At 44.0% G+C, this 12,407-nt stretch carries 8 protein-coding genes, 2 tRNA genes and 1 pseudogene; 1 reads left to right on the top strand and 10 read right to left on the bottom strand.

The annotated features are described in order from the left end of the window. Window positions 1–14 precede the first annotated feature (14 nt). From MHB64_RS05705 to MHB64_RS05665, 9 genes and pseudogenes are all read right to left on the bottom strand, one after another. Window positions 15–716, bottom strand: coding sequence for a GntR family transcriptional regulator (locus MHB64_RS05705; protein WP_094874587.1), 702 nt, complete (start codon window positions 714–716; stop codon window positions 15–17). A gap of 5 nt (window positions 717–721) precedes the next feature. After that, window positions 722–1,582 (bottom strand): PHP domain-containing protein, encoded by an 861-nt coding sequence (locus tag MHB64_RS05700; protein WP_341133915.1) that lies wholly within the window; start codon window positions 1,580–1,582, stop codon window positions 722–724. Window positions 1,583–1,755: 173 nt separating this feature from the next. Next, window positions 1,756–2,361 (bottom strand): class I SAM-dependent methyltransferase, encoded by a 606-nt coding sequence (locus tag MHB64_RS05695; RefSeq protein WP_341133914.1) that lies wholly within the window; start codon window positions 2,359–2,361, stop codon window positions 1,756–1,758. A 52-nt stretch (window positions 2,362–2,413) separates the two neighbouring features. Then, window positions 2,414–2,548, bottom strand: a pseudogene (locus MHB64_RS05690) (GNAT family N-acetyltransferase); the annotation flags it as partial. 41 nt (window positions 2,549–2,589) lie between these two features. Beyond that, the gene (locus MHB64_RS05685) at window positions 2,590–2,781 is read right to left on the bottom strand and encodes a hypothetical protein (RefSeq protein WP_341133913.1); all 192 of its coding nucleotides are present in this window, start codon (window positions 2,779–2,781) and stop codon (window positions 2,590–2,592) included. Window positions 2,782–2,966: 185 nt separating this feature from the next. Next, a complete protein-coding gene (locus MHB64_RS05680) occupies window positions 2,967–3,368 on the bottom strand; it encodes a CDI toxin immunity protein (RefSeq protein ID WP_341133912.1) in 402 nt (133 codons plus the stop codon). A 242-nt stretch (window positions 3,369–3,610) separates the two neighbouring features. After that, a tRNA-Ser gene (locus MHB64_RS05675) sits at window positions 3,611–3,699 on the bottom strand. 7 nt (window positions 3,700–3,706) lie between these two features. Beyond that, a tRNA-Asn gene (locus MHB64_RS05670) sits at window positions 3,707–3,782 on the bottom strand. A 151-nt stretch (window positions 3,783–3,933) separates the two neighbouring features. Then, window positions 3,934–4,686: an MBL fold metallo-hydrolase gene (locus MHB64_RS05665; protein WP_341133911.1), complete on the bottom strand. Its 753-nt coding sequence runs from the start codon at window positions 4,684–4,686 to the stop codon at window positions 3,934–3,936. Window positions 4,687–4,812: 126 nt separating this feature from the next. Between MHB64_RS05665 and MHB64_RS05660 the strand changes: the two genes are divergently transcribed. Next, window positions 4,813–5,244, top strand: a complete 432-nt coding sequence (locus tag MHB64_RS05660) for an Lrp/AsnC family transcriptional regulator (RefSeq protein ID WP_341133910.1) — start codon at window positions 4,813–4,815, stop codon at window positions 5,242–5,244. 208 nt (window positions 5,245–5,452) lie between these two features. Here MHB64_RS05660 and MHB64_RS05655 read toward each other — a convergent pair whose 3' ends face one another. After that, on the bottom strand, window positions 5,453–12,274 hold the full coding sequence (locus MHB64_RS05655; RefSeq protein ID WP_341133909.1) for an S-layer homology domain-containing protein: 6,822 nt from the start codon (window positions 12,272–12,274) through the stop codon (window positions 5,453–5,455). Window positions 12,275–12,407: the final 133 nt, after the last annotated feature.

The following is a 12,407-nucleotide window of genomic DNA, read 5'->3' as shown; positions in this document are numbered from 1 at the left end:
TACCTCCTTCTTTGCTACAGCTCATACGTGAACATATCTCCGCGATACATAATTCTGCTGCATTCAATCATCCGGCCCGTTTCCTTATCCCTGCACTCTGAATTCAGGACTAGCAAGGGAATCAAGCTAGAGCAGGCTAGAAGCTCACGTTCATACTTGATCGGATATGTGATACTTAATATGGATTCTGATAATTGGAAATCTGTATATCCATGTCGTTCATAAAATTCGAACATGGAAGATATCTCCCGACCTACATGTTCAATGTTCGGAAATAGCGATTCCGCCACATAAGAGATATGAAGCGCGACGGGGCAACCATCGATCTTGCGCAATCGCCCTATTTTGAATACACGATCTCCATCACCAATGCCAAGTGTTGCTTCGATCTTATGATTCGACTCCACAGGTTCACAGAATATGTTCATGGATTCATAATTGAATCCGAGCTCGATCATCTTCTTACTGAAGCTTTTGCCACCTGAGAGAGCGAGGGGAATGCGCAGTTTTCTATCCCGAACAAAACTTCCCTTCCCCTGCATGGAATAAATAAGCCCCAGCTCCTGCAATCGTTCGTACGCTTTCCGAGCAGTCATACGTGGAACCTTGAACTGTTCTGCAAGTTCATGCTCAGATGGCAATTTATCGCCAGACACATACTCGCCTGATTGAATAGAAGCTACCAAATAATCAACAATATCCATTTCTTCAGACATTCTGATCACCCCCACAGCAGTAATGACTTGCGTTCCTTCAGTGCAATCACAACTGCAGCGTCAGGACTTTTACTGCCAAGTGTGATAGGATTTTCACCATAGAAGCCATGAAAATCTGTCCCTCCGGTCATGATCAGGTTATATTTCAATGCCAGTGCCTGTGCCTGAAGCTCATCTTCCTCTCCATGCAGTGGATGCCATACCTCAATCCCTTGTAAACCAGCCTGCACAAGCTCATCTACAGCTTCAAAGCTCTGGTATTGACCCGGATGCGCTAGTACAGGAACACCACCTGCCTGAATAATGGTTCCAACTGCATCTCTCGCATCGACATATTCTGTTGGAATATAGGCAATGCCAGGCTGCTCCCCTCGCTGCCCTCGTGAGAAAAGCTTTTTATATAAGTCGCCATAAATCCGGTCCGTATATCCTTGATCAATCAGCGCATGCATAATATGCTGCTTATACACTCCCGTTCCACCCGCGGCATAGCTCAGCACATCCTCCCAGCAGATGTTATACCCTGCTTCGATTAACCGCTCAGTTGCCAAACGACAGCCTTCATGGCGTCGTAAAAGTAGAGGACTACATAAGACATCAATAGCATCGTGATCCTGTTCAATAAAATAGCCAAGAATATGAACTCGACGTTGACGTTCAGCATCATAGCCTGATATTTCAATGCCTGGGATAAATTCGATGCCATGTGCTCTGCACATCTCGTCCATCTCAGCTAGTCCCTGTGTTGTATCATGGTTGGTAACAGCCAGATGTCCAATTCCCTCTTGAACAGCAAGCTCCAGCAGCTCTGCAAAATGAAGTGAACCATCCGACATTCTCGTGTGACAGTGCAGCTCAACTTTCATAGCTTCCTCCTTCAATTTACTTCTTGAGCCCATTCTAACTTGATGCCAAGTAGCAAGGGTCATGGCAGTGTAAGCGGGACGTTAAGATTTGTAATCATTTAGACATAAAAAAAGAGCAAGCCCAGGATGATACCACTCTGGACTTGCTCTACTCTTCATTTATTACCAACCTGCTATTTTTTATATATATAATCAATAAATCCTTGGCGTATCCATTCACCTTCGAACTTTCTTTCCAGCACTCGATCTTCCTTATATATTAATTGCATATCATCAAACATAGAATCTGCCTCATGATAATCATAATAAGAGTGTATTACTAATTCATCATCTTCCATTTGTTCATACTGATGTTCTCCTAAATCAACGCCATCACCCACTCGAAAATCTTTAAGGGTAAGAAAATTAACAAATAATAATCCCCCTGGTTTTAGCACCCGTTTCATTTCATTTATCGCTTCTTTTACATCTTGTTTTCTCATATGAAAAATAGAGTTATAAGAATATACAAAACTTATTGACTCATCGTTTATTGCCAACTCTCTCATATCTCCTTGTTGTATGTTTAATGTCTGTCCTCTTTCTGCTGCGAACTGATTCGCTCTTTTGAGTTGTTCGCCATTCATCTCTATTCCATATGTAGCGTATCCATAATTCACAAACAAACTTAGTGGAGGAGTATCCCCTCCTGCCCCACAATCTAATATAGTCTTTTTCATGCCACTTTCATTACATAATGCCAAAAATCTGTACAAGGGTATTTGCTTAAAAAGCTCCATGTCTTTCTGCTCCTTTGATTATTGATGCTGATAATACTTTCATTAACTGATCTTACTCAGGGTTAAGATCCTTCTTGTAGTAAAAGTGCTTACTCCCAAGTGGAGCATCTTCGATCGTTGCAATTACTTTATATCCATATTTCTTATAAAATTCGGGCACTTGAAAACTGAATGTATCTAAATTGATAAAAGCAATCTTATCGGAAGTTTTCGCTTCAAAGAAACACCCTAAACCTTCTTATCAATTATATGTTTGTTGTTCTTAATTTCTATTCTAAGCATTCTAATTTCATCAATTAAAACATCCATCTTCTTTGCCGTATTTGATCTATCGATTGCACTTCGAATTATTAATATAAAAACAGAAAAAATAAATACTAACAAAATAATTCCAAATATTATCAATAATATATTATCCACTAATTACCCTCCTTCAAATGTTTTTCCCCTTACTACAACAGGTGGTTTCCGCAGGTATGAATCTAAGAAGCTGAAGGCACCCAACGAGGGTCCGTATACCCAAACTCGAAAGGCTGTCTGCCTGTCGTACCTTCTTCGACTTTCCTTCTGACCGATCTAGAACTGAATAGCCCGAAGCGTGAATGTTATGCACTGGGAGGTTGAGGCGAATATTTTTTATGTCCTCTTATAACTCCATCATGAAAGATCTCAATTACAAATTCATTGGGTCGATAAAGCCATACATCTGGTGAGACAGCAGTTACATCATTTAAATTCTTTAATGCTGATTCTAATGTGTTTTGTATGACTGGATCTTCGCTATGACTCCACAATACATACATTTCGTTTGAGCAATCAATATATGTTTTGATGTTTTCTATTATTTCTGCCGTTAGTTCTATAAAATCATAATTTGACCATTCAATTCGACCATAAAATGTGATTTTATACTCTGTACTAAAGCCTTTATATATTTCCTTGGATTTCTCTGAACTAAATATAATAGTCTCTGGATGCCAATGATGCATTTGATACTCAAATGCCATTTCTCGAATGTCTTCTATTTGCGTTTACTTCAGTAAACATTCGCCTTTCTCACTCTATTCACCTTCCAAAATATAGAATATAATCATTGATAATTCAGATTAAAAAAGACAAATCACTACTTAAAGTGATCTGCCCCAGGTACTTCCTCCATTCCAGATAATTCGTATTTAGCCACCGCAAAATAATTTCACACAACAAAAAAGAGCCCCCAAAATGGAAGCTCTTCTTATGTAATTCAGAACGGAGAGAGTGGGATTCGAACCCACGCACCGCTTACGCAGTCTAACCCCTTAGCAGAGGGTCCCCTTATAGCCACTTGGGTATCTCTCCAGAAAAATGGCTCCCCGAACAGGACTCGAACCTGTGACAACTCGATTAACAGTCGAGTGCTCTACCAACTGAGCTATCAGGGAACATTAGAAGTAAATTAGAAGTGAACATGAATTAATTTATCATGATTTCAAGGTCTAGTCAAGCAAGTAAAATAATTTTTGTGATCGTTTTCAAATTCATACATTATTTCTGCCTGTAGGTAGATTTAAGAGGGGATTACTCCCCCTTTGTTTATACGTAACACCATTCTCCATCATCCGGAAGCTGTACTCGATCCTGTAGTTCCTCCTTCTCCAAGAGAGCTTTTAGCTTATCCCGGGTAACAAGGCAATGATTGATGGCGTTCATGTGTATTGCAAACACTTTAGTAGAAGGAGCATATTCACATAAGTCTACGACATCCTGCTCATTCATTGTAATATGGCATCCGCTTAAAAACTGTGCGCCACCAGCATTAACAATTGTCACCTCAGGATTAAAAGCATCCAATGCTATCTTTACCTTATCACACCAAATCGTATCACCTGCCACATATAGAACAGGTTCGCCTTCGGCCTGAAACACAAACCCGGATACCTTACCCATAAGTTTACCAGTCACTCCAGTGCCATGCCGTCCATCAGTACGTGTTATAGTTATTCCATTGAATGTCAGAGAATCGCTAATTTCCGTGGTATGCTCAAACCCCTGCTTCGATAATTTATCCCCATCTCCTTCCTGACATAATAGTGGCAGATCATGCGACAACAAAGAAATGGCAGCGGCATCCCAATGATCTGGATGAAGATGCGTGACAAGAATTGCATTAGGACTCAACCATTGTTCTACTGCTCCCGGCAAAGGAACGAGTGGATTGCGACGATCATTTTCCGTATTAAAAATGGGAGGATTAACACCCTCCTCACTCAGCATAGGATCAATCAAAAATGTACTTCCCCCATACTCCAGCCATAAAGTTGCGTTGCGAATATGCTGTATTTTCATCATAAGCCCTTCTTTCTTTCAGATATCTTCTGCTACAATTAATTATAGTTGGACCTTGAATTAGAATACATTGAGATTGAAAAGAGATTGGCCTGTTCTACTTTCACGCAGAAAGGATTTTTGATAATGAGGAGTTCTTATTCTATAGATGATGTGGATTTTCGCATCCTGCAGCTTCTAATTGAAGATTCCACGATCAGTCACAGAGACATTGGGCAGCTAGTACATATGACTGGCCAAGCCGTGGGCGCGCGTATTCGCAAAATGCAGGATACTGGAGTGATTGAAGGCTACACCGTCCGCTGGAATCCAGATAAGGTTGGGGAAGCGATCCATGCCTTTATTACTGTTTTTTTGAGTTCAAATATGGTCCATCCAGCCTTTCAGACATTCGCACAACAACATGCCAGTGTAAAAGAAATGCATCGGGTCAGTGGAGAAGGCTGCTATTGGATACGTGTCCGTACTGGAAGCCAAAAGGATTTGAATCTCTTTCTCGACGAGTTGCTGAAGTTCGGAAATTACAGAGTTAATCTATCGATGGGAAAGCTGAAGTAAAACTACATCGTATATGAGGTCGCTTTCGGACCCAGTTAACCTTATAAGCAGCATAATCGAATATTTGGTTACTAACGGACCCTCTAGTCGCGATTGGCATGAAAATCACCAAATATGTTCGTCCAAAAAAAAACGTAGAGCAGCGATTCTCCAATTACTCGAGAATCGCTGCTCTTTTAGTAGAATATTGTAGCTTTTATAACGAAAACTAATTTAATAATCCAGCAGTTTTAAGTAATCTCGCTAAGATCACAGCGGCCTCTGCACGGCTAGTATCACTGTCAGGTGCAAAGCTGTCTGCGGATTGGCCTTTCATGATTCCTTTTGCGGTTAAGGCATCCACCGCCTCTTTAGCCCAAGAAGAAATCGATGAAGCATCTGTGAAAACATTTGTAGCCGAATTTGCTCCAGATTCTTCACCTCCAAGGTTCAACAGCTTCAGTGCTCTAGCTGCCATAACAGCCATTTGCTCTCGTGTAATAGGAGCATTCGGACGGAAGGTTCCATCCTCATAGCCTTGAACCAGTCCTAAGGCTGCAGCGCCTCTGGCATCTGCTGCATACCATGATAAATCGGACACATCGCTGAAAGTCTTCGTTGTGTTCGCAGCGACTAGCCCTAGTGAACGAATCAGCATGGCTGCGAACTCGGCACGACTGACAGATTTCTGAGGTGCAAACATATCTGTGGATTGTCCGGTCAAGATCAATCGACTGGCAAGCATCTCGATCTCATTCTTCGCCCAGTGTGAAGAAAGATCTCCAAAGGTCACAGGGTGCAGCGCAGCGACGAATATACCGCTCGCACTACTGCTCTTAACAGTAACCTTGGTCATCCCACCTACGAGCTCGAACAATGCAGGTACATAACGGAAGGAACCCGTCAGTTCATCGTAAATAAGGACTACTCCATTCTTAGCGTCTATGGACTCCTTAATGATAAATGTACGTTCCACATATGTGGTACCGAACCCATTTGCAGGTACAATGGTTTTACCATCTGTGACCTTTAAGGTGACACTTGCCGGAGTTCCTTGCACCATAAAGCCTTGTTGCTTAGCCTTGGCAAGCAGTTGTTCCAGTCCTTTTCCGCTTAGCGGACTTAGTTGGAACTCCAGTGTGCCCGCTGGCATCTGCGCAGCTTTCAGTACACTCTCTACAAGTCCCAATGGGAAGCGATAGCTCATATCGCCACTTCCAATGACAAGCACCGCATTCGGGCTGAGTGCTGCCGCATTGCGTAAAGCTTCTGCACTAAAGCGGGCTATACCGTCGCCGTTAGCTGAAATCTCGATAACCGTCTGCCCAGCAGTCGCCTTAGCTTTTAGCTGCACATCATGATTAGCAGCTGGTGTAGGCGTTGGAGTAGCAACAGGTGCAACAGGATTTACTGACCCCGTAGAGTCTGTCGGACTAGGAGTACTTGTTGGTTCCACCGGATCTGTTCCACCATTTGGTCCTACCACCTCAAGTGTATACATTCTCATCTCGTTGCCAAAAGTTACCGTGAAATCTGTACTTCCCACTTTAGTTCCACTAAGACTGCCGTTTGTAAATGTAGCAATATCACTGTTCATAAGCTTAAAGGTAGCTTGTGTAGTAATATCCGTTCCTTCTTTGTCCAGTACCTGAAGGGTAGCAGACTTACCCTGCTCTAATACTACAGGTCCGCTCTGTCCATCTGCTAGCTTGATGGAGAAAGGTTTAACAGCTGTGGCTATTCCTTGGTTTTGTTCTATAATGCTTAATTCAGGAGATGCATTAGTCAGGAGATTCATCCGTTCGCCACGAATAATCAAGTTGTCGACGAGCAGGTTACCTTTCAGATTTTTCGTAACTTCTATACCACTTGTGCCTGCCCCGTCTAAGACATTATTCGTCAGCACAACTCCATCAATCGTCGTGAGCGCTTCTCCCTCAAGATTACCGTGGGCAATCAGGCCAGAATAGGTGCTGTCGAGCGCCGTATTGTTACGGATGAACACTTTTCCTTTCAGTTCACTCTCACCAGCGTACAGCCATAACGCACCGAGATTCACCCCATAACCGGAATCATAACTACCTGTGCGAAGCAATGTATTCCGCTCAACGATAGTTGTTCCTTGGAACGGCTCTGCGGAGAAACGGGTAGATACAGCGATCCCGGCTCCGTTAGTCACAGTGTCTTTTACCACGTTATCTTGAATTCTGTTATCTTTACCACCGAAGACCACAATGTTATCGGCCAACCACGGTAATGAGACGTTATTAAAGCGTGCCGTATTGTTATAACTCAGTGTACGTTCCGTACCATTCATATCATTCAATTTGGCATCTGTGAACGACCACATCGCAATTCCATCATCCCCTGGATAGCGGATGTCACTTTGTTCCATCATGCTGTTGCCCGTGCCTACGGCAAAGTTAATTCCGTCCGCCATCAGATTGCGGATTCGAAGACCTGCCATATACAGACCATTCGTGCGAGCCTTCTCACCAATCGGTTGTGTTAACCACAAGCCTGCTTTGGTATGTTCAATCCATACATTCTGAATGACCGAGCCTTGACCAAAAGCACCATGGAAAGCGTTCGTGAACGCCTCATCATCCCGTACATTAATGCCGCCTTCAATCAGTAGATCGTATACGCCAATCTTGCCGCCGTGACCGTAGAATTTGGCTCCATTCAGCACGGTATACCACATGCCAGCTCCACGGATTTCAGCCATATGAAGATCGAGCAGACTCGCTCCGACATTAAAGGTACCCGCTGGGAACCACACCCCTTTTCCTGTCGCCTTCGCTTCGGCAAGGGCTGCCTTGAAGGCTGCGGTATCATCACCCTCATCATTCGCAACCGCTCCAAAATCCGTTACCGAAATAAAGCCGTCAGGACGAGTTAACTCAGGAGCTACCTGCTCCATATCCACCAGATCGATGACATAAGAAGCTGCATGGTCTCCTGTTCCCTTTTCTAAACGAATAGTCGCTCCAGCAGGAGCATCGCCAATCAGAGCATGGATTTCGTCAAAGAAGCGATGTCCACTACCTTGGCGTGGATCATTTGACCATGGGTAGCTGCCATATTCCCAAGCGTATTTAGAAGTTAGATTCAGCTGTTTCTTAACTCCATCTACAAATAGGGTCAACGTATCCTCCCCACCAGCACCATCCGGACTATCCGGAATGGAATAGCGAAGAACAATAGAATTTGCTGCTTCTGCAAGCTTGAACTCTATATAGTCCCCAGTATTCTTCAAGGCGACGGCTTGTCGTCCAGAAGCCTCAGAAGCCATAGTGCGATATTTCCGCGAAGGACCGATTAGTGTTCCGTTAGTCACTGCATCCTCAGCTTCATAGCTAATATAAGGAACTGTTGCCCCGCGGTAAACTTTGTTCACGCTATTTTTTACTGTCAGGCTATCAATGTTTACTTTATTCCAATCGATATTGTCGTTGCTTAGAGAAACGGTGTTGATTCCTGCACGCAGCTTCAGTTTCACCTGTTCAGTCTTCCAAGAGGAAGAATTGACCACATTCACTTTAGCCGCTTCCTTCAGGCCGTTCACCTCAAGCAGCAGATCCGTTACATTACTGGAATTATTCTTGTAACGAACAACGGCATCATATTGTCCAGCCTGCTGAGCATTGACTGCAAACCGTATAACATGATCGCCTTGGAATGCTTCTCCTCCTGCATAAATTGCATCTGTAGGGATAGGCAAGAAGCTCCAAAGAACGCTGTCAGTACCCACAGCAGAACCCAGTTGAACAGCCGATGCGTCATGAGTAAGGAAGCCCCTTTTATCCGCACTTCTCAGGAGATTGTAGCCTAACTTCTCTTCCAGGGTCCACTGGGAACGTTCCGTTTCCCCAGAAGCTAACAAGACGGCTTGGTCTGCTTCATTTAAAGAAAGATATTGTTTGGTCTGAACATTCATTATGCGTTTACGTCCATTTACATCTTGGACGATCCATTGGGAGTGAGCCGCCGTGTTGGAGGCTTCTGCATATACGAGTGCCCCTTCTTGTTCAGCCAATACTTTGCCAGTCAGCCCTTTTGGCACGATCGTTATCATGTTGGTATCATTCTGAACTGGAGTTGTTGTATCGTTATTGCGCAGTTCTCCAGACGGAGTAGTAAACTCCTGCTGAGCCGCTTCAAGTGTCCATTGCGCTAAGCCGTCACTCTCTAGTAGGAGCGCACGTTCTGCATATCCCGTCTTATTCGCAATGTTTATTAATTCATCGTCGTATTCTCCATAGAGACTACGAATAGTGTAGTGCGTATAATCGGAAGCCAAGCTTACTTCCCAAGCAGATGCTCCGTCTATAGCCGGTTCCGCGATACTGCTCTCCAAGTATGAATAATCTCCATTCAATGTTAAATAATGTCCTGTTGCTCGATTGATAATCGTCTGTTTACCATCCTCCAAAGATATATTCCAATGTGAGAATCCATTGTCTGCTGACGGCTGTCCGTACAGAACAACGCCGCGCTCATTCTCGTATAAATACTCCCCACTGCTTGCATTCTTAAATCTTACAGGGTAAGCAGGGAGCGGTGGCGCAATCGCTTCAACGGCTTCAGCGGTAAAGTGTGCACTTTTCCGATCCACTGCATCTGCTGCTTTACTGATTCGTAGAATAGGATTGCCATTGTCATCCGGAGCACCGTAGATATAATGACCCGCCCACGAGCTCATAATGGTAGTCACACCGGATGCCTGCGTATCCACCTTCCACTTAATGCTGGCCCATACATCGTATACAGTTTGTAATGTCTGAACGCTTACGTTAGGCTCAATTTCATCTACAGCCCCACCTATATGCTCCAGGGAGAGATAACGTCCTGTAGCTTTATTTTTAATCTTCACAGATCCATTGCTGCCAGCTATTTCTTGCAGCTGCCAGACAAAAGAATCGTCGTTCATATCAAGTGAACCATAAGTAGCCTGACCTACTGTTATATCCTCGTTCGCAGGAGTTAAAGCTACAGGATTTGGATCAGCAGTTACAGATTCCGGCTTATCCTGCGGCACCACTACTTCAGTAGCCTGCGAATCATAGACAGCTTCGGTGACAGTCTTAGATGCTAGCAATTTCTCTAGTACATCTGGAGAAGTCAACAAAGGACCATCCTTAAGATATTGATCCTCACCATTTACAGCGTCTAGCTTGAAGCGGAACAAGTCCGGCTTTTTCTCAGTAACGGTAACAAATCGCCACTGTGGGCTGCCCCAGCCTGGATTGATCACACCATACTCAGCGTATTTCGTAAGATTCTGGAGGGAGATAAACTTTTCAGGGAATTTATTAGGCTCCTTATCGAGAACACTGCTGATTACGTATGTGTTGTCGCCAATATTTTTGCCTGTCCAGATATATTCTCGTTCCACATTATTCCTGTCTGGAAGCTCAGTGACCTGGATATGGCCATCTGGCATATTCATCGTGTTAATGTAGTGGCCTGTTTTCTTGTTCTTGAATAACTTACGGCCATTATATTTCTCAATCAGCCATTGATCTGAGCCATCCTTCTGCATATTTCCATATTTCAAGAGGCCGTCAGCAGACTCATACCAATAAAAAGACTTCCAGCCATTCTGAATACGATAATATGGAATGGTGCCATCCGTTGGTGTATTAGGGTCTAGAAGCTGCCACTGGGCGCTCAATGAAGACGCATCCCCGATTGCTCCAGCACTGTCTCCACCCAAGGTAGATAGATAGATGCCTTTGCTCTCTACATTTTCTAGTGTCAGATAATCATCATAATCATCAGAATCTTTAAAATTCCATTGATCCGATGGTTGGCTTCCACTGATCTGCTCAGCCTTGGCTGTGCCATCACTATATGAAAGATAATGATTAGTAGCTGCATTACGGATACGTTTATTGCCGTCATAATCCTCTATATACCATAGATAATCGGATGAATCAGCAGGATCTGGAGCAATTAATCCGTGCTTAAGCACGCCGTTTGCGGATTCATACAAGAAATCTGTAGCTACTTGTGCATCTGTATAAGTGGCCAAGCGTATAGGCTGCAACTCGGAAATAGGTAGGATTTTCCACTGAGCATTATGACTGGTTGCTTCACCCGGCCAACTGTTAGAGCGCACGTTATTGTCTTCATCAAACTGAGGATTCAGCCATAAAGGTGTAGCTCCGTCGGTTAATCCTTTATTACTTAGGGTAATGAAACCCGCTCCATCCGCGCCTGGTGCATCTTCTTTCACCCATTCACTTAGCTTTACGTTCTCCGCATCGATTTCTTGCGAAAAAACGCCTGCCCAAGTCACTTCATTTTGCTTAATATAATGACCGGTCTCACGGTTTCGAATCATCATTGTTCTGTCGTCTGTTCCCGGCTCAAGAAACCACTGGGCAGCCTCATTCTTCAAAGGCTGTTTCCCGTAAAGTACATTTCCTTTTTCCTCATACATCACCTGACCGGGACGCATCCGGCTTTCCAACCGTACAGGCACTGTTCCTGAATTAGGGTCGATAAAAGCCCACTGTGGACTCTCAAACGTAACATTGATGTCCGAGCTTACTTGCGCATAACCGAGCTGATTCTCCTCGTGGATCACCAGCTTCCCCTCCGGTACCGTCGCGCTTCGGATGATCATATATCCGTTTCTATTGGAAGTATCAATCAACCACTCATCCTTAACACTTCCCGCTCCTTGGAGATCTGCCGCCTTAAGCGTATCCTCTTTGCCGTTATTACCAGCCAGTGTAATGTAGTGACCGGTCTTCACATTCTTAATGCGTGACAGACCATTCACCGTCTCCACTGTCCAATGCGATGATGTGTCCGCTGGATTGGTCATGCCATAACGCACGATACCGTCAGACGTTTCATATAAGAAATTATTTTTCCACTTATTCTTGATGAGTACTGTCCCTGATGGAATTAGCCCTGCGCCTGTTCCGTTGGCCCCTTCTGCTCCTACGGAACCGCTACCGATTCCCCTCACAGGCAAGCTTGAGAAAATCAGCAGCATCGCGAGCAGACCCGCCATCGCGGACCTGAATCGTTTCATAAATGTGCCCCCTCTTCCTAATATGGACTTCCCTTCCATCTTAGTTTGACAACGCTTACAAAACGATGTGCGATTTTATCCAGAAAAAGGTGTATTTGTACGTATCTACCGCAAGACCTTAGCGCATATGAAA

It is taken from the genome of Paenibacillus sp. FSL K6-2859 (assembly GCF_038008265.1).
In the GTDB taxonomy this organism is placed as follows: Bacteria; Bacillota; Bacilli; order Paenibacillales; family Paenibacillaceae; genus Paenibacillus_AQ; species Paenibacillus_AQ nitricinens.
This window is presented reverse-complemented; position numbering and strand designations above follow the sequence as displayed.

Coding starts and splice junctions, on each gene's coding strand:
- MHB64_RS05705 (WP_094874587.1), bottom strand. CDS start 716: ATGTCTGAAGAAATGGATATTGTTGATTATTTGGTAGCTTCTATTCAA.
- MHB64_RS05700 (WP_341133915.1), bottom strand. CDS start 1,582: ATGAAAGTTGAGCTGCACTGTCACACGAGAATGTCGGATGGTTCACTT.
- MHB64_RS05695 (WP_341133914.1), bottom strand. CDS start 2,361: ATGGAGCTTTTTAAGCAAATACCCTTGTACAGATTTTTGGCATTATGT.
- MHB64_RS05680 (WP_341133912.1), bottom strand. CDS start 3,368: ATGGCATTTGAGTATCAAATGCATCATTGGCATCCAGAGACTATTATA.
- MHB64_RS05665 (WP_341133911.1), bottom strand. CDS start 4,686: ATGAAAATACAGCATATTCGCAACGCAACTTTATGGCTGGAGTATGGG.
- MHB64_RS05660 (WP_341133910.1), top strand. CDS start 4,813: ATGAGGAGTTCTTATTCTATAGATGATGTGGATTTTCGCATCCTGCAG.
- MHB64_RS05655 (WP_341133909.1), bottom strand. CDS start 12,274: ATGAAACGATTCAGGTCCGCGATGGCGGGTCTGCTCGCGATGCTGCTG.